The organism is Streptomyces sp. NPDC002671, from assembly GCF_053592475.1.
This window is the reverse complement of the sequence record NZ_JBSFVU010000010.1, coordinates 93,072-117,324: the sequence shown is the minus strand read 5'-3', so window position 1 is coordinate 117,324 and position 24,253 is coordinate 93,072. Positions and strand designations below refer to the sequence as shown.

The 24,253-nt window shown below is 67.0% G+C and carries 29 protein-coding genes, 2 tRNA genes and 1 pseudogene; 2 read left to right on the top strand and 30 right to left on the bottom strand.

The features are described 5' to 3' along the window. Nucleotides 1-19: 19 nt before the first annotated feature. Together ACWD35_RS17590 and ACWD35_RS17585 are read left to right on the top strand one after the other, a co-directional pair. Nucleotides 20-385: a hypothetical protein gene (locus tag ACWD35_RS17590; RefSeq protein WP_451352140.1), complete on the top strand. Its 366-nt coding sequence runs from the start codon at nt 20-22 to the stop codon at nt 383-385. Between the two features lie 133 nt (nt 386-518). Further along, nucleotides 519-902 carry an HU family DNA-binding protein gene (locus tag ACWD35_RS17585; protein ID WP_451352139.1) on the top strand — a complete coding sequence of 128 codons (384 nt, stop codon included), beginning with the start codon at nt 519-521 and terminating at the stop codon, nt 900-902. A gap of 90 nt (nt 903-992) precedes the next feature. On the opposite strand, the gene ACWD35_RS17580 is transcribed toward ACWD35_RS17585, so the two are convergent. The 30 genes and pseudogenes from ACWD35_RS17580 to ACWD35_RS17435 all read right to left on the bottom strand — a co-directional run bounded on the left by ACWD35_RS17580 (nt 993) and on the right by ACWD35_RS17435 (nt 24,156). Beyond that, entirely contained in the window at nt 993-1,235 is a 243-nt protein-coding gene (locus tag ACWD35_RS17580; RefSeq protein ID WP_451352138.1) for a hypothetical protein, read from the bottom strand. Nucleotides 1,236-1,258: 23 nt separating this feature from the next. Next, nucleotides 1,259-1,591: a hypothetical protein gene (locus ACWD35_RS17575; RefSeq protein WP_451352137.1), complete on the bottom strand. Its 333-nt coding sequence runs from the start codon at nt 1,589-1,591 to the stop codon at nt 1,259-1,261. An 84-nt stretch (nt 1,592-1,675) separates the two neighbouring features. After that, a complete protein-coding gene (locus tag ACWD35_RS17570) occupies nt 1,676-2,188 on the bottom strand; it encodes a hypothetical protein (RefSeq protein WP_451352136.1) in 513 nt (170 codons plus the stop codon). Continuing rightward, nucleotides 2,181-2,588 carry a hypothetical protein gene (locus ACWD35_RS17565; RefSeq protein WP_451352135.1) on the bottom strand — a complete coding sequence of 136 codons (408 nt, stop codon included), beginning with the start codon at nt 2,586-2,588 and terminating at the stop codon, nt 2,181-2,183. Before ACWD35_RS17565 ends, ACWD35_RS17570 begins: the two co-directional genes overlap by 8 nt. A 253-nt stretch (nt 2,589-2,841) precedes the next feature. Further along, nucleotides 2,842-4,878 carry a hypothetical protein gene (locus ACWD35_RS17560; protein ID WP_451352134.1) on the bottom strand — a complete coding sequence of 679 codons (2,037 nt, stop codon included), beginning with the start codon at nt 4,876-4,878 and terminating at the stop codon, nt 2,842-2,844. A gap of 144 nt (nt 4,879-5,022) precedes the next feature. Further along, a complete protein-coding gene (locus ACWD35_RS17555; protein ID WP_451352133.1) occupies nt 5,023-6,045 on the bottom strand; it encodes a hypothetical protein in 1,023 nt (340 codons plus the stop codon). A 134-nt stretch (nt 6,046-6,179) separates the two neighbouring features. Further along, nucleotides 6,180-6,935: a hypothetical protein gene (locus ACWD35_RS17550; RefSeq protein WP_451352132.1), complete on the bottom strand. Its 756-nt coding sequence runs from the start codon at nt 6,933-6,935 to the stop codon at nt 6,180-6,182. After that, nucleotides 6,928-7,638 carry a hypothetical protein gene (locus ACWD35_RS17545; protein WP_451352131.1) on the bottom strand — a complete coding sequence of 237 codons (711 nt, stop codon included), beginning with the start codon at nt 7,636-7,638 and terminating at the stop codon, nt 6,928-6,930. Before ACWD35_RS17545 ends, ACWD35_RS17550 begins: the two co-directional genes overlap by 8 nt. After that, the gene (locus tag ACWD35_RS17540; RefSeq protein ID WP_451352130.1) at nt 7,635-8,678 is read right to left on the bottom strand and encodes a hypothetical protein; all 1,044 of its coding nucleotides are present in this window, start codon (nt 8,676-8,678) and stop codon (nt 7,635-7,637) included. Before ACWD35_RS17540 ends, ACWD35_RS17545 begins: the two co-directional genes overlap by 4 nt. Nucleotides 8,679-8,798: 120 nt before the next feature. Further along, the gene (locus ACWD35_RS17535) at nt 8,799-8,993 is read right to left on the bottom strand and encodes a hypothetical protein (protein WP_451352129.1); all 195 of its coding nucleotides are present in this window, start codon (nt 8,991-8,993) and stop codon (nt 8,799-8,801) included. A gap of 120 nt (nt 8,994-9,113) precedes the next feature. Continuing rightward, nucleotides 9,114-9,374, bottom strand: a pseudogene (locus ACWD35_RS17530) (helix-turn-helix domain-containing protein); the annotation flags it as partial. Nucleotides 9,375-9,583: 209 nt separating this feature from the next. Beyond that, nucleotides 9,584-9,829, bottom strand: a complete 246-nt coding sequence (locus ACWD35_RS17525) for a hypothetical protein (protein ID WP_451352128.1) — start codon at nt 9,827-9,829, stop codon at nt 9,584-9,586. Next, entirely contained in the window at nt 9,826-10,209 is a 384-nt protein-coding gene (locus ACWD35_RS17520; RefSeq protein WP_451352127.1) for a zinc finger domain-containing protein, read from the bottom strand. The genes ACWD35_RS17525 and ACWD35_RS17520 overlap by 4 nt, the downstream gene beginning before the upstream one ends. A 157-nt stretch (nt 10,210-10,366) precedes the next feature. Next, nucleotides 10,367-10,729: an HNH endonuclease gene (locus tag ACWD35_RS17515; protein WP_451352126.1), complete on the bottom strand. Its 363-nt coding sequence runs from the start codon at nt 10,727-10,729 to the stop codon at nt 10,367-10,369. A 5-nt stretch (nt 10,730-10,734) separates the two neighbouring features. Further along, nucleotides 10,735-10,905 carry a hypothetical protein gene (locus ACWD35_RS17510; RefSeq protein ID WP_451352125.1) on the bottom strand — a complete coding sequence of 57 codons (171 nt, stop codon included), beginning with the start codon at nt 10,903-10,905 and terminating at the stop codon, nt 10,735-10,737. A gap of 96 nt (nt 10,906-11,001) precedes the next feature. Further along, the gene (locus tag ACWD35_RS17505; protein ID WP_451352124.1) at nt 11,002-12,084 is read right to left on the bottom strand and encodes an AAA family ATPase; all 1,083 of its coding nucleotides are present in this window, start codon (nt 12,082-12,084) and stop codon (nt 11,002-11,004) included. Nucleotides 12,085-12,308: 224 nt separating this feature from the next. Beyond that, a complete protein-coding gene (locus ACWD35_RS17500) occupies nt 12,309-13,589 on the bottom strand; it encodes a PH domain-containing protein (RefSeq protein ID WP_451352123.1) in 1,281 nt (426 codons plus the stop codon). Continuing rightward, nucleotides 13,586-14,104 (bottom strand): PH domain-containing protein, encoded by a 519-nt coding sequence (locus tag ACWD35_RS17495; RefSeq protein WP_451352122.1) that lies wholly within the window; start codon nt 14,102-14,104, stop codon nt 13,586-13,588. The genes ACWD35_RS17500 and ACWD35_RS17495 overlap by 4 nt, the downstream gene beginning before the upstream one ends. A gap of 56 nt (nt 14,105-14,160) precedes the next feature. Next, nucleotides 14,161-14,400 carry a hypothetical protein gene (locus tag ACWD35_RS17490; RefSeq protein WP_451352121.1) on the bottom strand — a complete coding sequence of 80 codons (240 nt, stop codon included), beginning with the start codon at nt 14,398-14,400 and terminating at the stop codon, nt 14,161-14,163. 300 nt (nt 14,401-14,700) lie between these two features. Then, nucleotides 14,701-14,916 carry a hypothetical protein gene (locus ACWD35_RS17485; protein WP_451352120.1) on the bottom strand — a complete coding sequence of 72 codons (216 nt, stop codon included), beginning with the start codon at nt 14,914-14,916 and terminating at the stop codon, nt 14,701-14,703. A gap of 173 nt (nt 14,917-15,089) precedes the next feature. Continuing rightward, entirely contained in the window at nt 15,090-15,389 is a 300-nt protein-coding gene (locus ACWD35_RS17480) for a hypothetical protein (RefSeq protein ID WP_451352119.1), read from the bottom strand. Nucleotides 15,390-15,507: 118 nt separating this feature from the next. Continuing rightward, nucleotides 15,508-15,579: transfer RNA gene (locus ACWD35_RS17475), tRNA-Arg, on the bottom strand. Between the two features lie 26 nt (nt 15,580-15,605). Further along, nucleotides 15,606-15,681, bottom strand: a tRNA-Glu gene (locus ACWD35_RS17470). After that, complete coding sequence (locus ACWD35_RS17465) at nt 15,667-15,963, bottom strand: hypothetical protein (protein ID WP_451352118.1); 297 nt, start codon at nt 15,961-15,963, stop codon at nt 15,667-15,669. The genes ACWD35_RS17470 and ACWD35_RS17465 overlap by 15 nt, the downstream gene beginning before the upstream one ends. 149 nt (nt 15,964-16,112) lie before the next feature. Further along, the gene (locus ACWD35_RS17460) at nt 16,113-16,526 is read right to left on the bottom strand and encodes an SsgA family sporulation/cell division regulator (protein ID WP_451352117.1); all 414 of its coding nucleotides are present in this window, start codon (nt 16,524-16,526) and stop codon (nt 16,113-16,115) included. Between the two features lie 326 nt (nt 16,527-16,852). After that, nucleotides 16,853-19,648 (bottom strand): UvrD-helicase domain-containing protein, encoded by a 2,796-nt coding sequence (locus ACWD35_RS17455; RefSeq protein WP_451352116.1) that lies wholly within the window; start codon nt 19,646-19,648, stop codon nt 16,853-16,855. A 314-nt stretch (nt 19,649-19,962) separates the two neighbouring features. Further along, nucleotides 19,963-20,214 (bottom strand): hypothetical protein, encoded by a 252-nt coding sequence (locus ACWD35_RS17450; RefSeq protein WP_451352115.1) that lies wholly within the window; start codon nt 20,212-20,214, stop codon nt 19,963-19,965. A 562-nt stretch (nt 20,215-20,776) separates the two neighbouring features. Beyond that, entirely contained in the window at nt 20,777-21,220 is a 444-nt protein-coding gene (locus ACWD35_RS17445) for a hypothetical protein (protein ID WP_451352114.1), read from the bottom strand. A gap of 441 nt (nt 21,221-21,661) precedes the next feature. After that, complete coding sequence (locus tag ACWD35_RS17440; protein WP_451352113.1) at nt 21,662-22,078, bottom strand: hypothetical protein; 417 nt, start codon at nt 22,076-22,078, stop codon at nt 21,662-21,664. Between the two features lie 170 nt (nt 22,079-22,248). Next, nucleotides 22,249-24,156, bottom strand: a complete 1,908-nt coding sequence (locus ACWD35_RS17435; protein WP_451352112.1) for an AAA family ATPase — start codon at nt 24,154-24,156, stop codon at nt 22,249-22,251. Nucleotides 24,157-24,253 lie beyond the last annotated feature (97 nt).

Genomic DNA, 24,253 nt, shown 5'->3' with positions numbered 1-24,253 from the left:
AGGAACAGGAGGACGGGACATGAGCCAGGAACAGAATGAGGGACAGCAGGTCAGGTTCGGATCGCGTTTCGCGCAGATGTTCGGCTACGTCACGCCGGAGGACCGGAGCCGATGGAAGCAGCAGCGGGCCCAGAACAAGCCGAACGTCAACGCGACCAAGCAGGTCACGAAGTCAATGCTGGGCTCGATGATGGAGTTCGGGGAGCGCAACATCGGCGCGAAGCTCGATGCGGCCCACCGTGTGGCGGCGCAGCGGCGGTTCGAGGAGTCCCACGACAAGGTCGTGAACCAGCGCCGCGATCCGAACACGCGGAACATCATCGAGTCGGTCGACTACGAGCCCAGGGACGACCGGGAGGAGATCGAGTCGGATCTGGAGCTCTAGCCGAATGGACCACGACAAGCGTAGCGAGCCGCACTCGATAAACCATCCCCTCCTTTTAGACTCGTGACTATCTTCGATAGACTGGTTTCTAAGCGAAACCGAGGTATGAAGGACGACAGGACAGGGTGTGGGTATGGAGACGACGACGAATCCGCGTGTCAGTAAGCGCGAGTTCATCTCTCGGGTCGCGACTCGCAGCGGGTTGCCGGTCCGGACAGTGAGCAAGGTGTACGAGTCGTTGCTCGGCGAACTCACGGGCGCGGTCAGCTGTGGAGAGACGGTTGTGCTCACGAGCTTCGGCCGCTTCTACCGACAGGATCACAAGGGCCACAAGGTGCGCTTCGGCAAGAGCAATGTCGACGACTACGTGGTGCTGAAGTTCTCCGCGTCGAGCAGCTTCAACCGTCGGCTCGGGGGCAACGAGGATGAGATCTCACCGGAGACCTACGGGATGATCGAAGATGCCGACGAGTTCGAGAACGCCATTGAGGATCGTGAGCTGCGGGCCGCGTCGTAGGCGATGAGGAGCCAGCAGAAAAAGAGAACCCCCGCAATGCACAAGCATCACGGGGGTTCTTTCGTGGTGGGACGGGCCCAGTTGAGAGGCTTAGTCGTCGGCGATTGCGAAGATCAGAATGAGCACGATGACCGGGACGAAGAGCACGCCGGCTCCGGCGAGAAGATGCTCCCACCCCAGCGGCGAGTTGATCCAGTCCATGAAGTCGTTCCACAGGCCGGCGACGGTGTCTGCGATCGAGCCGAAGAAGCCGGCCACCCATCCGACGATGACTGCCAGGCTGACGCCGCCGATCAGGATGAGGGCGACGATGAGGCGGGCGCTCTTGAACATGGTCTTGAAAATGGTGCCCCGCCCTACTTCCGGTCCTCGAAGAGCAGGTAGTGCAGCCCGATGTGCGGGGTGACGAGGGCCGCCAGTGCGATCCAGGCCCGACCTGGGTCCTCGACCACCCAGCCGATGAAGTCCTTGACGGGTCCGACGTAGGCCAGCACGGGGGCGAGCACCTCAGTGCGGAAGATGACGTGGAAGATTCCGTAGGCCATGCCGAGGGCGATCGCCAGTCCGGTGCCGCGCCGTACGAAGAGGGCGGAACGAGGACTGATCCGCCGGCGGCGTCCCGCGGTTGCGCTGCACTGGGGTTCGGCATCCAGAGCTGCCGCCTGGGTCACTGGCTCGTAGTCGTACATCGCCACCATCTCGCTCTTATCGAATCGCCATTGCTTCCATTCTACGAGAAGCCTTCAATGGTAAGCAGAATCGCGGATTATAGGTCACTCGAACTGGAGGTCAGGCTTGCTCATGGATGGCGTGTCGAAGCTGCCGATCAAGCGCTGTCGGGGTCGTGAGGGACTCGCGATCGGCTCGCGCTGCGCGGCCAGCTCGGCGAGAGTGAAGCCCACGGGGCGACCGAGGCGCTGGCCGGCCATGTAGTAGGCCTGCCCGTTCGCGCGTTCACCCGGGGCGATGATCTCGCGGGTGACGGGCTCGCCCGGGCGCTGGGGCGCGCGCTCCCGCCAGACGATCCGGCGCGAGGGCTTCGCGTTTGGGTCCGCGCCGACGTACGTGGTCTCGCAATCAGAGAGGTCGGGATAACTGGGCATGTACTCCAGCGGGTGCGTGCTCGGCGCGCCCTGCTGGATCCGGCCCAGCTGGTTGAGAGCCACGCGCAGGAGCCGGTCCTCCGGTCCATGAGGGTGCATCACCGCGGCGTCGTGGAGCGTCTGGAGGTCCTGCCTGAGACCGGTCGTCGGCAGAAGGCGGATGGGAGGCTGACGCTCACTCATCACGCTTCTCCTGCTGGGCAGCACGATGCCCATCCGCCCACTGCTGACCGAGCGGGCCGAGGCTCTCGGCGAGCTCTTCGATGGTCATGCTCGCCTCGTCGGAGGCGTCGGACTCCTGGATGCGGCGGGAGAGCTCGGCCTGGAAAGCAGCCTCAGCGTGGACGCGGGCCGCGTGGTCGTACTTCAGGAGGCGCACGAACGCGGCGAAAGGGATGATCGCGACCTCGGGCTTGTTGTCGTCGCCGAAGATCAGCGGCGTGATCTCGCCGCGGCGATAGAGGTTCAGCATCGTGCCGAGGTCCTCGCACCTGAGCTGGTCGGTCGGGACGACATTGACGGAGAACTTCGGGAGCTCGGCGCCGGGGGTGTGGTTGTCGTGAGCGTTATCGTTGTGAGTCATAGCTTCAGCCTAATCAGCCGGGAATAGCTTGTCATCGACTCGCATACAACTTTGTTCGCCGAGTCAATAAGGGCATCGAATAGCAGATCACTCCACCTCTGAGAGGCGGTGCGGTTAGGAGAAAGAAGAGACCCGTGCCCCAGTCCCGCGTGGTGCGGAGCCGGGGCACGGGCCCTGATGGATGGACGGTCGCGACGAGCGCCGCGGACAGAACCTCGTCATCCAGGTCGGCAGTCCCGGCCGGGGGTAGGAGTCAGGGGCGGGCGGCCTGCTCGTCGCGGACGGCCATGGGCAGCATGGCGGCGGCCTGCGACCGGTAGTCCTCCAGGGCCTGGGCGTACGTCCCGGCCGCGGTGATCCAGCCGTACCGGGCGGAGTCCAGGCGGCCGGCCCGGAACGTGTAGCCGGTCAGGCGGCCGTGCTCGGTACGCTCGGCCTGGAACGCCTCTGCGTGCGGGTACCTACCGGCCACGCGGGCCCGGGCCTGGTCCTCGGTCATCTCCCCCGGCTGCGGGCGGTCGCACAGACCGCACAGGCGGGTGTTGGGCACGCCGTCGACCACCTCGTCCACGTCCATGACCACGTACACGCAGCACTCCCGGCACGGCACGTCCACGGGGCGCACGCGCCGGCGATACTCCAGCCGGTCCATGAGCGTGAAGCGGAGAGGTCCGGCGCTGACGCGGTCCAGGACCAGCCACACGTGGGCGTTGGTGCTCGTGTCCACCTGGAGGCCCTTGACCTCCATCGCCTGGCCGTCGACCACCACCAGGTCGCGGTCCTTGGCGTGGCAGGCCAGGCTCCAGGGGCGCGGCGGGTTGTAGAAGACTGCCGTGGTGTCGCGCATGGTCAGCTCCTCGCGGCTGCCGCGGCCGGGGCGGTAGCTCCCCGGGCACCCCCACATGACGCCCTGCTGGCGGTCGTGCTGGGCGAGCTTGCCGGAGGACAGCAGGGGCGCGGTGTGGTCGTCGTAGCCGCACAGGCCGGTCGGGCCGTCGTAGTCGGCCGGGCCGTGGAAGGGCACCTCCAGGCGGCGGCGCACCTTGGCGGCAGCGGCCTGGGTCACCCGGCTGTCCGTGCCCGCGTACGCCTCGGCGCGCAGGACGGCGCGGCGTCCCTTGGCCTTCCATTCCTGGTCGACCTGCTCGGCGACCTCCATCACCTGGGTGACCGGCACGCCCAGTTCGCCAGCGATCTCGGCAACCTCCACGGGCCACGCCTGGGCCACGGCGTCCTTGGCAGCGTCCAGGTCGTGGTGGAACCCGACCTTGCCGTCGCGGCGCTCAGCGTAGGGGGCCCAGGCGGCGTAACGGCCGCGGCGCATGCGGACGCCCTCGTCGTGGACGTTGCCCAGGAAGGTTCCGCCGCGGACGACCGCCCAGCGGCCCGGGCCGTCCTCCTTGAGTTGGACGGTGTCCTGGTCCAGGGCGGCCAGCATGCGCTTCATGGCCTCGGTGGGCTCGGCGGTCACCAGGGCGATGTGCTCGGCCATGGGCGCCTCGTCCAAGCTGGCGCGGCGGGCGAGGAGAGCGGCCTGCTCGGCCTGCCACCGGTACTCGCTGCCGTCGCCCTGGCTGACGACGTTGCGGACGGACACCCAGTGGTAGCGGGCGCGGGCTCCGTTTCCGGTGCGGAACGTCCAGGCGATGCGCTCACCGTCCGCCTGGTCGACCGACTGGAAGCTGTGGGCGGTGATGTGGCTGGCCATGACGAGGGTGCGGGCGGCGACCTCGGTCACCAGCTCCTGACGGCGCGCCCGGTCGTTCTGGTCGGCGCGGTGAAGGACGTGGGGGGCGACCAGGTCGGCGCCACCGTCGTCCCAGCGCACGGCCTGGTAGGCGTAGGGGGCGGCGCCGTCCGCCATGCCGAACGTGGTGCCTGTGCGCTCGGTGTCCTTGGCGCGCATGACCACCCGGGTGCCGTCCGTGTAGTAGGTCAGCTCCGGGTCGAACATGGTCGCGGCCGTGACGGTGTCGGCATCCAGGGGGCGCACGCGCCGCTCGATGTCGGCGACCTTGGCGGCCTGGTCGTCCTCCGCCGGGGCGGCCGGGGCCTGCTCGGCGGCGTCGGCGGCGGGGGCCTCGGTCTCGGCCGGCGGCTCGGTAGCCAGGACCTCCACGGCGCGCTTGCAGGGGCCGCACGCCTTGCGGTCGGCGGCCTCCTGGGCAGTCAGCTCCCGGGACACCAGTCGACCGCAGCCGATGGTGTGGGAGTGGAACGCGTCCTTGCGGACGTAGTGCACGGCCTTGCCATTGCCGACCTGGGCTGGGGCGGTGGTGATCGCGGACATGGCGCGGTTCTCCTAGTGGGTACTGAAAGCAAAGGGGTGCAGGGCGCGCATGGTTCGTGTGGCGCGCGGGCCAGAAGCGCTGCGGCGAGGCGCCCTCGGGCGGCCTCCTAGGCCACGCGCGCCCCGCCGTTTCGGTGTTCGGGGTCAGTCGGTGAGGTCGACGGCGAGGTCCGCGCCTTCGTCGGGGCGCAGCAGCCCGGCGAGAGTGCCGAGCGCGGCGGACAGGACATCGTCGTCCAGGTCGACGGTCGCAGGCCCGCCCTCGTCCTCCGCCTCGTGCTTGTCCTCGTCTTCGTCTTCGTCTTCGCGCAGCTCCACGTCGTGGAGGCGGTAGTCGGCATGGCCCATGCCCAACTTGGAGTCATAGGCCGTGAAGACGGCATGCGTGTAGCGGGGGCCGTCGGCCGGCGTGAGCAAGCGGACCCGGCGGGCGATCGTGTCACGCAGGGCGGCTTCCTCGGCCTCGGCGACGGTCTCCCGCAGCTCGGTCAGCATCACCGGGCCCACGGCGTCCAGGAGTGCCCGCAGGGCGGTCTTGCGGGCCCGTGCGCGGGCGTAGTCGGTGGCGACCTGGGCGCAGCACTGCGCGCGCCAGCACACGCAGCGGTGGCAGTCGAGGCAGTTCTGGGCCCGGTCGCAGCCGCACCGGCAGTCGAAGGGGCGGCAGTAGGCACCGTGTTCCGTCTTCGGTGCGGCGGGGATGGCGGCCAGGGAGCGGGATATCTCGGTGAAGTCGCGGTTCTCGTCCACGAGATCGGCGGCCAGAACCTGGCCTTCATTGCGGAGCTCCCCCGCAAGGTCATCGCAGGTCTGGCGGCGGACCACGAGGGCGTACGCCTCGACCTGCGCACCGATCAGCAGCGGGGGCAGAGGCCGGTCCGTAGGCGGCGCGGCGGCAGGCGGGGCGGCTTGCGGCCTGCCGGTGACGAGTGCCAGCGACGCGCCGATCAACTCGGGGTCCGGGCGCGGGTCCTCCCGCCAGCGCAGGATCGAGCAGCCGGACACCGACCCTTCGTCGATCTCATGCAATGTCGGCTCCTGCGCCCACGCTCGGTCCTGCCAGCCGTCCGGTGGCGGCGTGGCCCCGCCGCGGTCGTTGTCAGGCCAGGTGACGCGCACGGCGCGCTCGGCGATGTCGGCGGTGAACACCTTGGTCCGTTGGGTCATCGGTGTGCTCCGGGTGTGTGGTGGGTGCTGATGTTTGCTGCCCAGCCGGCGGGAGTGGCGAAGTCGTCCTCCGCCAGGGAGGAGGAGCGGGGCGCGGCATGGGTGCCGCGCCCCACCCGGTGGCGGGTGCGGTCTCACAGCAGCGTGTCCCGCTCTTCTTCCTCCCAGCGCGGCGGGCAGAGTTCGGTCAGGGCGTCAAGGGCCGCAGTCGTCTCGGGGCTGTCGCCGAGGTCGAAGGTGCACAGCTCGCTGCCGTCCTCGGCCACGAGACGGACGCCCGTGCCGTCCCAGAACGGCCCGCGCTTGCCGTCCACGGCCCAAAACCGTGCCAGAACCGGCACCATGGGGTACACCGGGTGCAGGTAGGCCGGATGACGGCGGATCTTGTCGGCCAGGACTTCTTCCCACGCGGCCTCGGCGGCATCCCGCGTCTGCCGCCACCGCTGAACGAGATCCTCCGCCGTACGGCGGCGCGCCATGTGCCATAGAGCCAGGTGGACCTCTGTTCCCAGAAGGGCAGGGCCCCGGGCGGCGAGCCGCTCCCGGACGGTCATGGCGGGCGGTCCTTCGGCGAACAGTTCGGCGAGGTAGCTCGTGCTTGACGGCGTGGTCGGAGGGAACTTGCGCACGACGGAGACCAGGAGTGGCACGAGGGTGCTGAACGGGCCTGCGGCGTGCTGTGTTCCGTGCGGGGAGGCGAGGCGGACAGGGTCCTCCGGCAGGGTTCCGGACTCGCCGCACTTGGGGCACGCCCAGGTCCAGCCGACGACGGGAGCGTGGATGATCTGGCCGTCCTGGATGATCCAGTCGAAGCGGTCGGCCAGGCTGTGCTCGTCGGAGGCGACGAAATCGGCGTCGAACAGTTCGTCAGGCACGGTGAGTTCAGACATCGGTGGGCTCCCCTCGGCTGGTAGTGGGCCCCGGCAGCGCCGGGGCATCGAATGACGAGGTTTCGATGGAGGGCTCGGCACCTGTCAGCCGGACGACCTCCAGGACGTGGGCCTCGATGTCGGCGCGGGCCTGGGCGACGACCTGCTCGCCGGCCTCCACGAGCGAGTCGACGGTGAACTGGGCGTTGTTACCTGCGCCGGCGACGGCGCGCTCCAGTGCGTTGAGCGCTTCCTTGGTGGCCCTCACGCCCTTCTTCTCGTGGATCGCCTCGTGCAGCGCCGCGGTGGCTGCTCTGACTTCGGCGTACATCCGGTCGGTGACCTCGCGGACCTCCCTCAGGCTTTCGGCCGTACGGGGCTGATGAGGGATCTCGGGTACGAAGGCGTTGTGCTCGGTACGCCGGATGGTCACCGGCACGCCGCTGCCGAGACCCATGGAGGACACGAGCGAGCCCCACTGCGCGAGGCTCATCTCGATCTCCACGAGCTCTCGGCCTGGATGGACCCAGTCGTGGTTAAGGTCGCGTTTGCGCGTGGCCTGGTGGACGGAGAGCGAGATGGTCTCGTTGTGGAGCAGGTCGGACTGGAACAGCGAACGACCTGAGCCACTTCTTCGCGTCACGACCGCGACGCCGAAGGCGGGGTGGATCTCGCTGTCACCTTCTGCGTCGAACGCTGGGTCCTGGATCGGACGGCGGCTCATGACTGCACCGCCTCGGTCGCCGGGTGGTTGGCCCGCCGTCGTGGGTGGCCGAGCGCGCGGAAGCTGCGCGCCAGGAAGCCGAGGAAGCGGTTGCTGAGGCATGTGGACTCAGGGGTCTCAGCCTGCTGGGACTGGTGCTCGCGGTAGAGCCGCACGGCCAGGTCGATGCAGTAGCAGGTGAACAGGAAGTGGATGTCGTAGTCGCACAGGTCCCACTCCCAGGTGTCCTCGCCGAAGATCTCGCTCTGGTCTTGGAGCCACTTGTGTGCCTCGGACTCGCTGTCGGCATGCCACTTCGCATCAGCGAGGATCTCGGCAGCGCGTTCGGCCGGGGACTCCCGCTCGATGGCAATACCGGCAAGTTCGTTCCAGTCGTGCTCCTTGGCGAGCCGATCGAACTGCTCGTCCGAAAGGTCGTCGGCGCTCCAGAGGCGGTCCACGGCAGCCGCGGCGGCGGCGCGGCGCTGACGCGCAAGCGTCGTGTGGGAGCTCGAGTCGAAGTGCTTCGCTCTGGCCTCGGCCGCCCAGTGTGTCTTCAGGAGCTCCAGCTGTGCTGCCTCGTCGAGCCCGCGCAGCTCATGGAACTGCTTCAGCAGCGTGAGCTGCCGCTCGTGGAATGCCTGTGCCTCGTCGCCGAGCTCCTCGTTCTCCGCCAGGTGCTCACGCACCAGCTGCAGGAATACGTCAGCGTCGTACTTCTTCACCTCGTGCGAACGGCCGCCGCAGAGCTTCTGGGCCCAGTAGCGCACGTCGATGCTCGGCGCGCCGTCGGAGTAGTAGTCGCGGCGCCTCCTTGCGATGCTAAGAAAGTCGATCATGTCCAGTTCGCGGGTGAACATGTAGCCGTCGGCGATGTCGCCGGAGGTGGCCAGGTGCCCCGGCCAGGTGGTGATGTCCCAGGACCACATGCGGGTGCCGGGCTTCTGGATCCGCAGATGGCGGTAGAGACCGTCATCGTGGGGCACCACGAGCTGGTGCTCGGCGGTTTCGCGCAGGAAGTCCGCGTAGGCGTGGGCGTAGGGGTTGGTCGGCTTGGTCATGATGAGTGTGCTGCGCTTTCTCTGACGTGCGGTGGGATGTTGTGGGTGAGGTGGCGAGCACGACGGCATGACGAAGCAGGGGCCTCCGTGGAACGGAGACCCCTGCTTGTTCTGCGGGGCTCAGCTGACCAGCACGCCTTGCTTCTCCTGGGCCGGGAGCGTCGCGAGGACGGCGTCGGCCACTTCCTTCGCGGGGGTGTCGAGCGGTATCTCGCGCTCGTACCCGTGGCCCCAGGAGAAGTCCTGGAACTCCGCAGTGCCGGTGAGCGTGATGGCCTCGATGGGATACGAGCGGTCCGGGAGCCAGACGTTCACGGTGGCTCTGCGAAACTGGCAACCGCCGCACCATGCCTGCCAGCGCAGCGGGTGGGTACTCGTCGCTGCGCCGCCGGATTTCGACGAGGTGGACCGGGCGCCCGGTGCAGGAGAGGGGCGTCAACGGTCGTCGTCCAGGGGCTCCAGGACGTCGGCCGCCGTGATGTCGCCCCGGATCAGCAGGAGGGCGACAGCGTGGGCCCGGTCGTGCGTGCCGGCCTTTTTGTAGATGCGCCGCAGGTGGGTCTTGATCGTGTCCTCGGAGAGGAACAGGTCCGCGCCAGTCTTCGCGTTGGACATGCCGCGCGCCACGCGGACGATGACCTGCTTCTCGCGGTCGGTGAGCGGGTCCGTCAGTGAGGGCGGGAGCGTCCCCAGGTCGCGCAGGTGGCCGAGCCTGCCCCGGTGGAACGCCGCCTCCAGGTGGGGCCTGACGGCCCGCAGGTAGGTGGCGACGACGTTGCGCTGCGACAGCCAGGCCGCCCGCGTCTTCTCTGTGGCGTCGGCCAGGTCGTGGGTCAGTTCTTCGCGCCAGGTCGGGGGGCGCATCTCGGTGGGTTGGGCTGAGGGCATGTCAGCGCTCCTTGCGCTTATGAGTCTTCGAGAATTGCTGTCGAATGCATGCCGGTATCGACGAACTCAACGTCGGGGTCCATGTAGGCGGCAGCCCACACCGACCAGCCCCTCGCGGTGCCGACCTCGCGGATCTTCACGGACCACTCGCGCAGCAACTCTGTGTCGGAAGCCGCCACCAGCGCTTCGGGCGTCTGGGAAGCGGCGTCGTGCCGCTCGGCCCACTGTCGGAGGATCTCGATGAGTGTGTCGCGGGCGCTCACTGGGTCTTACCTCCCTCGGCTTCGTCGAGGATGAGCGCGGCTGCCTGCTTGGCGGACAGCAGCCCGTTCCGCTCCGACACGGCGCGGCGGATCCGCTCGGCCTCGGCCGTGTGGCCGTGGGCGTCGAGCAGCGCGGCGGCGTGCTTGCCGTGCATGCCCCGCCGGGTCTTGGCGACGTCGAGGATGAGGCGGACGGCCGGGTTGCCGTCGATCCGGGCCTGGTTCCATGCGACGGTACGTCCTTGGTGCACCTGGGAGTTGCGGGCGCGGGTGCCGCCGTGGCTCGTGCACAGTTCACCGGCCGCCGAGCCGCAGTCCGGGCAGGCGATGGCGAGCGGCGGCAGGTTGGCGCGCTGCCAGTCGTTCGGGGTCAGGTCCATCAGGCGTAGCCGCCTTTCTGCTCTCCTCGGACAACTCGCGGTTGTCGCGTTCCTGAGTCTCCGGGGAGGTGTAGCGACCGGAAGTGTTGTGCTTCTGCACCGCAGTTCAGGCGGATGATCCAGGCCATGAATTTGCTCCTGATGTGTGTCGGGGTGGTCAGTACTTCTTGCGCCGGCGCGCGAGACGCCAGCAGTAGAGGGGGCTCGGCACGCGGTTGGACTTCCTCCGGTTGTGCCGGCGGCAGAGCAACTGGCCGTTCCACAGTTCAGTCGGCCCACCACGGCTCCAGGGGTGTATGTGATCGGCCTCGGTCCCCGGTGCCTGGCACCGCAACCACAGGGGCGGCTTGTGCTCGCACCGGCCGTTGGCCTGGCGGATGAGCTGCCGCTTCTGGGACCAGCTGAATAGCCGGGCAGGGTCCCGCCAGCGCCGCTTACGACCAATGCCGATGGCGAGGCACAGGATGCCGAGCGCAGCGACGGCCAGGCAGGCGGGCAGCACAGTCGGATCTGGCTGCATGGCGCTCAGTGCGGGTCGTTGCCGAAGGAGATCAGCTCACGCCTGGTCGTCCAGAACAGGTCCTCGGAGTCGATGACCGTGACGAGACGGGCTTTGCCGAGGCAAAGGTTGGCCCTTCGGGGCTCACGATGCTCTGCGCCGGGGTCGGGCTCGGAGACGATGCGGTACTTGGGCATGGTCGAAGGCTGCTTTCTGTACAGGAACGCGTGAGCCGGACAGCGAACCGCCGAGGAGACCGGAGTGGCTCCTCGGCGGTTCGGATGGGGGCGTCCTCAGAAGTCGATGGAGTACTTCGGGGGACGGCGCAGGGTCACCGAGGCGGCGCTCAAGTCCTTTTTGTCGTCGGGCGACTTGTCGTCCTCGTCGCGGAGGTCGGTGAGCGTGAAGGCACTATCCGGGAGCAGGTACCCGTCCTCGGACGGGACGGCGTCGCGCATGCGGAACTGCAGCCCGGTGCCGGCGGCCCAGTCGTTGATGGTCTGCAGGCTGTCGCTGTTGAACAGATCGACACGGCCATCGAAGACGTCGGTGTCGCCGTTCTTCCAGGTGATGTGGGCCTCGATCTGCGAGCCGGCGTGCTCGCTGCGCTTGATGTTCAGGTCCCCGATCACCTCAGCGAACGACTCGCCCAGGCGCAACTCGAAGGCGATCGCCCGCAGGTGGTCGAAGTTGATGTCGTACTTCCGGGAGAAGTCGACGATCTCGGCCACCTGCTTCTCGGCCACTCCGGGCACCTGGTCACGCAGGTAGGTGGCGACCGTCTCGGGCCCGGGGTAGGCGAAGCGCATGTGGTAGTGGAAGCGTCCGGGGCGGTTGAGCATGTAGTCGTTGACGCGATGCAGCTCGTTGACCGACAGGACGTAGAGGCGCTTCGTCGTGCTCAGCCCGTCGAACAGGCTCAGGAACTGGTTCTGCGACTCGTCGTCCTCGTTGGAGAAGACCTTCTCGAACTCGTCGAAGACGACGACGACTTCACCCAACTCGTCGAGGAAGGCGGCCAGCCCCGGCGTGTCGTGCTGCACGAGCACGGTGGGCAGCTTGTGCTCCTCACGCATCCGCTCGGCGAGCAGGCGGAGCATGAGGCTCTTCCCCATGCCCTTGTCGCCGGAGAGGATGACACCGAGCGAACGGTCCATGGCCGAGTAGCCGGTGACGATCCGCCGCACGCGAGAGGCGTGGCTGCCGTAGACGGTCTCTTCGGCGGATGCCAGCGGCTCCGTCTGGCGCAGGCTGTAGCCGGTCATCTGAGAGAAGGCGATCGTGTAGGTGGCCACGGGCAGATCAGCGAAGGTCTGTACGGAGTCCCCGTAGAGGCGGAACTCCCCGCCAGAAGCAACGATCGTGGATGCGGGCATGAAGGCTTCTCGCTTTCGCAGGAGTTGAGTGAAGGAAGTGTCGGCGGGGCAGCGGCACTCAGCGGATCGGAAGCCCGCTGTTGTCCGGGGTAACGGGGGCGCACCCCTGCTGGCCGCTTCGACGAGCCGCGCGGTGCTCGATGCGGTCAACCACCCTGCAGGCCACGCGCTGTGACCATTCGGTGCGTATCGGCCCGCGAACGGTGCGCCGCGTTCCTCCCCGCTCAGCGCGCCGCTCGGCGGGCAATCGGGACGCCAGCCAGAGCGGTTCGAACGGCAGAGCTGCGTACGGTGCGAGCGATCTGCGTGGCCTCTTCCGTGTTCCGGTTGACCGCCCTCACGTGCGATCCGCCGGGAAGTTCCAGGGTTACGTGGGCGACGTTGTGGAACCGCTGCCAGGGCCCCTGAGTGGTGTGGACACCCAGTACCCGGGTGATCCTGGCAAGGGTGACGGTCTGCTTCAGGAACAGCCCTCGCCAGCCGGCTGCGAAGTCCTGCGTGGAGCTGACGGCGCAGCCGCGCCACCACAGAGTGCACCAGCGGGCCCGTGGGGAAACCCGCACCGGGTTGTCCAGCAGCTTCAGTACCTCGGGCCCGTAGATGCGTACGAGCATCTTCTCGGCCTGGGCCCGGGTGGTCACCGGGACAAGGAGAAGATCCTTGTGGCCCACGATGCCGCCGGTGACCTTCACCCAGTTCCGTGAGCGCCAGAGCAAGGGCTGGTGCACGGTGATCGAGGAGATCCGGTCACGCTGCCAGGTGTACTGCCTCTTGTTGAACAGCCCGCTTTCGGTTCGGTAGCCCACCTCTACCTCTCGGACGATCCACCCGTGGTACTGCGGGAATCGCTTGCCGGTGGCGTGCCAGGCCGACCGCAGCCAGGGCAGGGCCAGACCGAGCGTGAGGGCGTGCCCGGAGATGATGAAGGGGACGAAGCTCGTGGCTCCGCCAACGCAGAGACCTGTGATCACCTCGGCGTCCAGCAGGATCGAGAGCGCCAGATCCGTGGCGCTGACCCGGGCGACGACACCCTCGTCGCTCCGCTTCGCCGACGAAGCTCCGGTCCGGACCACCACTGCGTCCAACAGCCGGTTTGCGGCACGCGACCCCAGGTAGGCCAGCTTCGTCGGACCATTCGCCGTGCTGAACGTCATGGCCCGGACGCCGATGGGGCGGCCGAACAGCGGATGCTCGATGTCCACGGTACGGATCTGGCTGAGCTGGATACGACGCTGCACCTGCCACACCAGGCCGTAGCGGTAGTCCAGGTGATCGGCAGTCAGAGTGAAGGCCGTGTTGCGCCAGGAGGCGAACACGAGCGCGATGAAGACCGTCGCCATGACTGCCGCCAGGGCTACGGGCCCCCAGAGTCCGTACTTGTCCGCGACCTTGGCGAAGATGTCACGGTGGTCAAAGACGAACCATCCGATGACACCGATCAGCACCCACGCCCTGCGTACGGCCGTGACGGGGTGCAGGCGGCCGGACTCGATCACATCGCTCACAGCTCGACCGCCCTTTGCCGGGTGAGTTCCATCAGTTCACTGCGCAGCCGGGCGCTTTCGTCGGTGGTGACGGGGCCGATGCTGGAGTGCTCGTGCACCCCGATGGAGATGCTGACGTGTGCCAGTCCGAGGCGGCGGGCCCAGAAGCCGGAGGAGACCTCGACCAGTTGGATGCGGCCGTAGGGGAAACCCTCCAGGGAGCGTTCCAGCAGACCGTGCCGTACCAGTACTTCCTCCTCGTCGAGGCGGTAGCCGGTGAACTGCCACCGCGCCGGAAGCCGGGACCAGGACCAGGCGGCTTTCAGCGGGAAGACGGCCGTCGTCAGGGCCCAGAGTGGATTCCAGCCGAGCCACCAGGGCATGAGCAGGCCGAGGACGGTCGCGACGATGGCGGTGAGGATGACCGCCGAGGTGACGATCTCGATCCGCCACAGGGTGATGACCTTGCGCGGCAGCTTGGTGAATTCGACGTCGTCCGGCTGGAAAAGCGCGTCCTGATAGAGGTGATCGGTCACGAGGACCTTCTTCTCCCTTCCTGGCTTTATGCACCGCCTGAGGCGCACCTGGCGCGTCACGACGGATTCTCCGTCTCGCTCGGGGGCTGCGGGTGCGGAACGCCGCTGTTCTTGCCAGCCCAGTCATGGTTGCGTTCGGCGCCGCACCAGCAATGGTCGAAGCTGCCGATCGGATGGCCGGGGAAGCCGATGCCTCCGCTGCCCTCGTCGGCCTGGCGACGCTGGCCGGACGGGCGCCACGCTGCGAACTTGCCGGCCACGGCACGGATGGTTCGCTCCCGCTTGGGGAACGGCATGATGGACAACCTCCAGTTCAAGCTGAGCAGTTCAGGGCCTTGGCCTCGATGGCTTTCAGCCCGGCTGCTCAGATTCGGCGGCGTCGTTGATGTCGAGGCTAGGAGTGCCGCTGGTGTCAGCGAAGTCGCCGGAGTCGCTCCCGCCGGAGCTGGGCAGGCCAGTCGCGCTGGGGCCAGGTGGCAACCGGGGCCCGGCGCAAGTGCGGTAAGTAGGCGTGCGCCTGGCGCGGTCCGGGTGGTCTCGGTGGCATGCTGCGCGAGCGTGGAGGCTGCTCACGGGTTCAGCGGCAGTCGGGCTGGCTAGTCGCTCCAGTCAGCCGGGCGCTGTGCGAAGTACGTGATGACCGGCCCCGCGTCGTCGAAGGTCACGGTGACGCTCGTGTCGTCGCTGTCGATGTAGACCGGCTGCTCCGCGTACGCGCTGCGGATGTCTTTCTCAGAAAGGGGATCCGCGGTTTGCTGATCGGCCTGACTGACGCCGAAAACGCCACTCACACGGACATACAGGTACGCCACAACAGCTCCAAGGTCGGACGCGGGAAAAATTCGGGTGGACCAGGCCGGCAACCCTTGCCGGGGCCGTCGGGCAGGGCGGGCCGAGTGCTCGCAGGAGGCTGCGGACGAGCGCTGGCCTGCTCTCGATGTTCAGCGCGTGTGTGCCCGACGGGCGCTGCGCGCCGCGCAGTTGGTCAGAAGATCTCGCCGATCACGTCAAAGATGTACTGCGCGATGACGGCCGCAGTGCCCGACGGCAGGAGCCTGGTGTCGGTGTCCCCGTACTGCGTGTACGCCTCGTCGATGTTGCGGATGCGGAGCACGCCCTCCACCTCCTCGTCGGGCGCGATGGTGAAGTACACGGGGTCGCCGTTGCTCAGGAGTGCCGTATCGGGGGCGGTGCCCGGCTCGGCACCCCACTGGTCACCCAGCAGCTCCACCGCGGCGCGCGCGACATCGTACGCAAAGTTCTGCTGCTCGGTGCTGTCGGCCATGGGGCGTTCGTCCTCACTCTCGCTGATGGGACATCTCAGGGGGCGCGGGGCCCGGCGACCTGCTCATGGTGGGCAGAGGCCTGACGGCGCACCGCCGGGCGGAGCCGCGGCGTCGGTGCGCTCCCACGAGGATTCGAACCTCGATCTCCGGATCCGTAGTCCGGCGTCCTCTCCGTTGAACGACAGGAGCCAGCGGCCGCGTTGGGCGGTGCTGCGTACCCTCGGCGGGATTTGAACCCGCGACCTCCCCGATGAGAGCGGGGCGAGATAGACCGGACTACTCCACGAGAGCAACAGCCGTGTTCCCCGGGGCGGCGTCCCCGGGGAACACGGGGGTAATGGCGGTGCCCCAGGGAGTTGTGCGGCTCGGCGATGCGGCCCTGGTGGGCGCCGAGTGTGGCGTCGACGAAGGTCTGGGAGCGGCGGAACAGGCCGCCTCGCGTGAGGGTGTGCATTCCGCCGGAGAAGAAGCCGCGCCGACCAGGACCTTGCCGTCGTCGTCGAGGTGTGCCGACGGGCTGAGGATCTGGTCGCTCAACCGCTGGACGGTGCCGTCGGCGAAGCAGTTCTTCATCAAGCAGGAGCGGTCGATCACGAGGTAGACGGCGGCGCGGTCGCCGAGGCCATCGCTTTTGCGGAGGCTGCTGCGCGCCGCTCGTGTGACATGGCGGCGCGGATCTTCTTGTGCTGGGCCCGTTGCGGGCGTGCGGGGCGGTGCTTGGCTCAGTGGGTCAGAAGCTCGTCGAGGAAGCTGTCGATGTCGACGGATTCAGACTCCCGGCCTGCGGGGACGACCTCGAAGGTCTTGGCGAGCCATGCCTTGACGGAAGCTGCCGGTCCTTCAAGGCGGGCGTATCCGTCGGGGGATTCCAGTTCGATGCTGAGGCAGCGGTTTTGGTGAGGGCCGATCGGAGTGATCTTCACGTCGCCGATGCCAGCGGGTGCGGTGAGGCCCTGGTCGAGCAGTTCCCGAGCGAACGTCCACCGGACCACCTTGTCGGGCGTGACGTCAAAGGAGAACTGCACCGCGTAGGGGTCGGTGTCCTTGTAATACAGCCGCACCGGGACGAAGACACGCGTGTCCGGGCCGGCCACGAGCGTCATGCGGATCTTCAGTTCCAGGCCGGGAAGGTCCATGGGTGGATTCCTGTTCTTCGGCGGGAAAGCGTGGTGGAGGCGGGCGGCGGGAGGCAAGGCCCGGCGCTGCTCAAACACCGCCGTGCCGCCTAGCTATAGCTAGGTCGCTGTGCGGGAGGGGGACATGGCGGGTGCGGCTTGCTACGCCTGGCGTTCTGCCAGAGGTAGTGCCAGGCTTCGGCGTGGCTCTCGGCGAGCGGTTCGTCGTACGCCTTCGTACCGGGCGCCCTGGGGCATTCAGGTGTGTGAAATGTGGAAGACCGCAGGGGCGGGTGTCTCGTTCGTCGAGAACACCCACCCCTGCGGCATGGGATGGCGGCGGTTGGTCAGACGGCCGCAGTGACCGCAGAGCGATCGTCGGTGTTGCCGGGAGCAGCGCTGTCATTGTCGTCCAGGAGGTCCGGATCGATGCCGAGGGCGCGAGCGGCGTTCCTCTTGTCGCGCTCGGTCAGAGCCGTCACGATCTGCTCGTAACTGCTCTGGATCGGCGGGTTCTTCACGGTGCCGTAGCCAAGTACGTACTGGCTCTTCATGGCACGAGTGAAGGCGACGTAGAACATCCGCTTGACGTCCTGGGTCATCTTCGTGTCCTCCCTGTAGAGGACGACAGCGTTGTCGAATTCGAGACCCTTGGCACCGTGGATCGTCGAAACGACCATGTCGGCCTTGGACTCGAGGTTCTTCCGCTTGCGCTCCTGGTTCCTCTGCTTGTTGATGTTCAGCTTCTGCTGGTTCCGCTGAATCTCGAAGGAGAGCAGGTTGTCGCGCAGCCGATCGAAGAACGCCTTGTGTGTGAGCGTGCCCTGGTGGCAGAGCGTGACCCAGCCGTTGATGGTCGCGCTGTTCTCGATCCACCACTCGGAGATCGTGCGCAGGATCGCCTTCTCAACGTTGGCGTTGGCAGCGTTCTTTGTCAGCTTGTCCATGTTGTCCTTGATCCCCTGGGAGACCACGAACGCGGCGTTGGCCGACGGTGCCTGCAGGACGTCGTTCCAGAAGAACTTGATGTACTTCGAGAAGATGTCCGTGGCGTAGACGCGATCGCTGACCAGAGAGGCGACGCGGCGGTCCGGGTAGCGCTTTTCGAGCACATCCTGGATCAAGGACACCTCGCGGCGCGAGTAGGCCAGGAAGGCCACCTGCTCGCCCCGGTCCAGGCACTTGTCCACGTAGTCGGGGATGACCGTGTTGCGCACGATCGCCTGCAGGTCCTGGGTGACGAACCCGATGAGTCTGGCCACCTCGCGGTACTCCAGGGTGACCTTCTCCTGGAACGAGTCCGCCGTGGGCATTGCGAGCGAGTTCGCCTGCAGCTGGATGTTGGCGAACTGGTTGGTCTCCAGTCCGCCGAGCACGACGTTCGCGAAATCCAGGATCTCCTGGTTGCTCCGGTAGTTCGTCGTGAGCCTGAAGGTCGCGAAGACCCCCGAGCCCTCCAGCGTGTTGAGCGCGCGCGGGTTCGCCGAGCGGAACTCGTACAGCGTCTGCGAGGCATCGCCGACGATGAACAGGGACTGAGCGTGCTTGGTGATGTACTTCAGCACGTAGATGAACTCAAACACGCTGTTGTCCTGCACCTCGTCGATGATGAGGTACTTCGACTGTACGTGGGCCGGCTCGGCCATGTCGTCGATCTTCTGGTAGCAGATGATGATCTGCAGCTCCAGCGACGTCTGCTCGATGCGGTCGAGCAGGGCGATCACCTCGTCGAAGTGGCTCTCGACGAAGGTGTTCAGGGCCGTGAACGCGCCGGTCCTGTTCTGGTCGACCTCCAGCAGGCGGTGGCGGAACGTCGCCGCGAACTGGCTGTTCGGGTAGAAGATGTCGATCGAGTTGATGATCGTGTCGATCGCCGAGACCTTGTGCCTCGGGTGGTTCATCGAGTAGATGTCAATGATCATCTTGGCGATCGTCATCGAGCCGACGTCCGGGTTCTTCTCGGTGATGTTGTCGGCAGCGGCGTTGGTGAACGAGAGCACCGTGATGTCCGAGGCGGGGACGCCGCAGGCTTCGAGGTACTTGATCCGTTCGAGGATCACGGTCGACTTGCCGGTGCCGGCTCCCGCCTGCGTCATCACCAGCGGCTCGTGCGTGGTGAGCGCGTCGAGCTGCTGCTTGGACAGGTAGGGCGGCAGATTCGGAGGCATGGCCGGCTGCGCAGGCACGATCAGCTGAGGCTTCATCTGCTCCAGATGGTCGAGCGTGTGGTTCATCAGCAGGCTGAGGTTCTGCTTCGACAGCTTCGTGGCGATCTGGTCGGAGAAGGTCGCATCCACCTGCTTGTGGATCTGGCGGTAGGCCTCCAGCGGGACGTTGTAGTTCTCCAGGTAGCGCAGCTGGACGGCGAGCATGTTCAGCTGCTGCTCCGTCGGGCCCGCGGGCATGTCCTGGATGTAGCGGCAGACCTCGTCGGCAATCGCCTCGGAGTCCCAGATCTGGGCCAGGCGCGTGATGCGCTCGTAGATCGAGTACTGGCGCATCCACTCGTCGAACTCATCGCCGAGGCTGGAGGCCGTCAGGCCGGCGGATGTGAGCACGTCCTGGACGTAGTCACGGGCGTTCTCCAGCGGGCTGGTGTCCCACTGCAGGAAGACGGCGGCGTGGTTGCCGTAGCCGACCGAGCGCGAGACGGCGGTCGCGCACTCCGGTTCGGGCAGCCCCTTCTTGAAGAAGTACAGCTCCATCCGGTACTGGATGACAAGGTCGCGCGTGGACTTGCCGCCGGACTTGTCCTCGTAGAACACGAGCGCCTGCGGGGTCATGTCGAAGACGACGTCCCAGTCGTCGAACTGGCTGGACGAAGTGTCCACAGCGAAGCGGTCGTCGGCGCGCGGGCTCGGCAGGGTGAAGGACCCGCCTGCGTTCAGGGCACGGCGCGTGATCGGCGCGAGCGGGATCGACGTCGTGGTGATGTCGTGCTGCGTCGAGCTCTGCTTGACCTCGATATCGGCGGCCATGGCGTAGGCGGTGTTGGTGGCAGTGTTGATCGGCAGCAGAGACTCGTTGAGCAGGCCAATCTTCTTGCCGTTGCCGGTGAGCTTCGAGGAGAAGAACTTCGGGTCGACGGCCTTCTGAGCAACGGCATTGGCCGAGAGGTCGAGGTCATCAAGCAGGACAGGCATGTCGTTGCCTTTCTTCAGTGGATCGAGAGGCGGATTGAAAGAAAGCACGAATCGCGTCGCACGGCGATTCCAACAAGAGGTGAATAGTCAATCGAATGCTCGAAGGCGAGCGAAAAACGCAGCGACGGAGCTGGGTCATGGGCGCAGGTACGAACACGGGGGGCTCTTGTCAGCCGACGAGCCCCGCCCGTGTTCCGCTCAACCCACCCGTCAGGGGCCGTTAGGCCCCTGAGTCCGGGGTATGTGGCGAAGCCACATACCCCGGACACCGCGCGCTACCCAGACGCGCGGTCGTTCATCAGCGGCAGCTCACCTCACTTCGAGGTCGAGTCCGAGCGCCGGTCGGGACCATCGACGGCAGCATCGCCGGCATCGAGATCCCAGGGACAGGCCGTGACGAGGGATCCTGCGGGATCGACCTCGATCAGGCCGAGCTTGAGGCCCAGTTCGCGGAGTTCATCGGTGCTTCGGACATGGGTGGTGAGGTTCGCTCGGGCCGCGGCGGAGAGATCCGTGGTTCGCTTCCGCAGCTCCAGGAGCTGGAGTTCGGGGAGCTTGGTGAACATGGCTGTTCTTCCTTATTGGGGGGGTGACGACGCGGAACTGTGGACCCGGGCGCAGCAAGGCCAGCAAGGAGGCCCGGGGGCACAGCCGGGTGGAGAGGGCGCGGGCTGGTGGCGCGGCCAGTGGCGTGAGCATGCGAGGGAATGAATGCACCGTCGCGCAGGGCGGGTTAGCCGAGCAGGCCTGCACGGATTAGCCCCGCCCACACCGGGTGCCGGCTGGGGGTCGGGATGCAGAGGCTGCGACATGTGCTGAGCTGACGATGGCGAGCGGGGCAGCGTGGAACGGGACGGATCAACGGGGAGCCAGGCCCGGGGGCAGGGTGGCGCGCTCCCGGGCAGGGTCGGGTCAGGGCTTGTCGCGGCGTAGCGTGACGCGGGGTTACTTCTTTGCGGCCCCGCTGGAACAGCTTGATCAGGCCGTCCAGGTAGGGCGTGGTCAAACTGTCTCGAAGGCGCCCTGCGCGACCGCAGCCTGCCGGCGGTGTGACGTACCGTTCCGGCGGCAACTCCCGGTGAACAGGCGCCCAGCCCGGGGCGAGTGTGGGGCGGGGGCAGCCTGTCTTCACTCTGCCGCGGTGACGGTCACGTTCACGGAGACCATCTGCTCGGCCAGCGCACGCAGCTGGGCGAGCTGCTCGGGGGTGAGGTGGTACCTGCTGGTCTCCTTGCTGGACGCCGAACTGATGGCGTCCACCGAGGTGATGCTCACGGACTTGAGACCCGCGAGGCGCTCGCGCTCGACTGCCCTGGCCTTGTCCTTCTCCAGCACATCCCACAGGAACTCGGCGACCTTGGCGGTCTTGCCGACCTTCCAGCCGTCGGCGCGGCGGACCTGATGGCCGTCCGGGTCCGTGATGACGATGGCGCCGACGTCCTCACCCCACATGCCGGTCAGGAGGACGGCGTAGCCGTTCTTCGTGACGGCCTGGGCCCGGACGGCGTTCTTGTACTTCCTGGCAAGGCTGGCGATCTCCGCAGCGAACGCGCTGCGCTGGTCGGTGGCCATGTGTCTCCTCCTTCTGATTGGTGTTCGTTTTCGCCCGGCAACGCCCGGTCGCCCGTGCCGTCCGGCGAGCAAGCCGCGTCTTTCGGGGTGGGTCGGCGCGGAACGGGGAGCGGGGTCCTGCGCCGGGATGGCTGGGGACGTTCCGCGCAGAGGGTTCCTGGCCGCCCTCAGGGGAGGCCAGACAGCCAAGGGCCCGACCGCTCCATCGCACGGTCAGGAGCTGCAGGGGCGTCCTTCTAGCCGGACCGCCATTGCGCCAGGCGGCGGCAATCCGCCCCAGGTCCAGCGGCTGGTCGGACGGGCAGCGGCCGCGAACGCGTGACTGGGGGCTTGGGGCTGTGGGGTGCCCTAACCGGGGGCGAATGCGGCGGCGGCTTCGTGTCGGCGCCGGAGTCTGGAGGTACGTACTGCTAGAACATAAAGAACCAGAGCAGGCCGGGGTCAGGCATAGTCACCGGGTGTCAGCTCGACGCCGGGCTCGACCCGGTACGACGACCAGCGCACGACCGTGTCCGTGTCGCCGACGATGTTGTACAGAATCTGCTTGTTCCGCGTTCCGGACGGGTACTCGTGCCAGTCCTCGGCGTACTCGCGAGCCAACTCCACAGTGGGGAATGGGATTTCGACCGGCTCGCCGTGGAAGTAGTGAGTGGCGAGGGTGCCCCCGATTGGCATGATGCGGAATCGCTGTCCTGCGGGAGGCAACTCCCCGTCGAAGAGCCACCCATCCGTCGAATACCAGCCCCTGGCCTTGCCGTTGTACTCGGCCTCAGCCTCTTCACGGGTCTCGTACGTGGTGAGCGTCGCCTTACGGTGCTCACGATGGTTGCAGGAGTCCGACCAGCCGGGCGTACGCACGTAGCAAGGCTTGGGTTGCGGTATGTAGCCCGGTTCCGTCTTTGCGCAGCAGGGCTCGAGGATGCAGACGGTGAACATGACACTCCCTCCTTTCAGAACGTGCCGTCGGACCGGCTCCGCGGAGCTTCGGCAGTACTCACCCTGGACCTAAGCGGAGAGCAGGCCGCTGCTCAGTCGTCCGACGGGGATGCCGAGGCTGTGCCGCCGGTCTGGGCAGCGAGCAGGTAGTCCTCGATCCAGGTGCGAACAGCCTTGTGCGCCGGCCGCGCACCCTGGGAGTCCACGTAGGTGGTCTTTTCGATGGCGCGCAGCTCGTCGTCGGGCATCGACGCGGGCAGCGCCTGGGCCAGCCGCGGCTTGGCCTCGACGATCCGTTCACGCTGCTGCTCGTAGTCGGCGGCCATGATCTGCCGGTAGGTCTGCCGGTCGATGGGGTTGAACCCCACGACCAGTGAGAACCGGCCCAGCAGTTCGGCGTCGAAGAACTGCTCCAGTGCCTTGTTGAGGCTCTGGTTCGAGATGGTCTTCGGGTTGTTGCCGAAGCCGATCATCTTGCCGTCGAGCGAATCACGGGCGGCGTTGGTCGTGCAGATGACCAGGGCCTTGGAGAAGTCCAGCATCTTGCCATGGGCGTTGCGGATGTAGCCTTCGTCGAACGCCGAGAGGAACAGGCGCTGCACGGCCTTGTCGGCCTTCTCGAACTCGTCGAGCAGGATCACCCGGTGGGGGTTGGACTCCAGCGTGTCGAACGGGAGCTCCTGGTTGGAGTCCGATCCGACATAGCCGGGAGGTGAGCCGATGATCTTCGACGTCGACCATGCAGCGTGGTACTCGGTCATGTTGAGGATGATCGGCTCGCTGCCGGTCGTCTCCGCAGCGATGATCTTGACCGCCTCGGTCTTACCCACACCCGAGGCCCCGGCGAACAGCCATGTCGTGGGCGTCTTCGTCGGGAACAGGTGGAGCTCTTCGCGGGCCAGACGGTCCGTGAGCTTGGCGAGCACGTCGTCCTGGCCCTGCAGGCGGCTGGTGAGCGTGGCGCTCAGCGCGGCGACGTCGAGGTCCTTGCGCTGGACGTTTCCGGTCATCAGTCGCTTGGCCACATCGCGCACACGGGTGTTCGTCAGCGGCACCTGCGGGATGGACCGCAAGGTCTGCGCGAGTGCCGTGTCGCCGGCGTTCTCGGCCTGGACGATGAGCTTCTTCTGCTCCAGGACCCGGTCAGCCATCGCGCGGTCGAGCAGCGTGATGGCGTTGTCCGGACGGTGCTGGCCAGCCCGGGAGTTCGCTTCAGCGATCTGCACCACCGAGGCCAGGACGTCGTCGGAGACCCCGATCTGGTGACGGTAGTGCGCCATCAGGCCGGGACGGACCGTGGTCATCACGACCAGCGTCTGCTCCACGCTCAGCTCGTCGACGATGAGCCGGGTGAAGCGGCGGGCGAAGGCCGGGTCCTCGTCGAAGGCCCGAGACTCGGTGCTGGTGGTCGCGCCGATGACGGACATGTCGCCGCGGGCAAGGGCCGGCTTGAGGATCTGCGAGATCTTGCGGCCGACGGCGTCGCCATGGCTGCCGGACCCTCCGGTGATCTGGTGGATCTCGTCCATGAACAGGATGGCCTTGTTCTTGGGGTCCGAGGCGAACTCGACGATCGCCTTGACCTTCTCCTCCAGCGAGCCGACGATGCCTGTCCCGGCGATGATGTTGGTGATGGGCAGCTCGTAGATCGTGTGGTCCTTGAGCTGGTCGGGAATGAGGGCGTCGCCGAGCGCTATGCGCCGCGCGATGTCCTCGATGATCTTCGTCTTGCCGACGCCGGCGGAACCGACCAGCAGAGCGTTGGGCTTGGTCTTGCTGATGATGACCGAGAGGACCTGCCCGATGAGCGTGTCACGGAACATGGTCGGATCGGCGTTCTTGAACTTCTCGTTGTAGTCGACGAGGAGCTCCTTGACGTCGTCGGCGCTGCCACCGCTGGACGGCAGTCCCACGGACGGGAACTGCGGAGGGAAGCTGCCGCCACCGCCGTTGCCCTTGTCGTCGTCGGAGCCGCCGGGTGTGAAGTTGCTGAGACCCACCGGGTCCTCCTTCGGTGCGGGTCGCTCGGCGTGGTGGCGCGCTGGGCGGATGCGCCACGGTGTCCCGAGCAGGGATATGGATGAGTGAGAGAGAAAG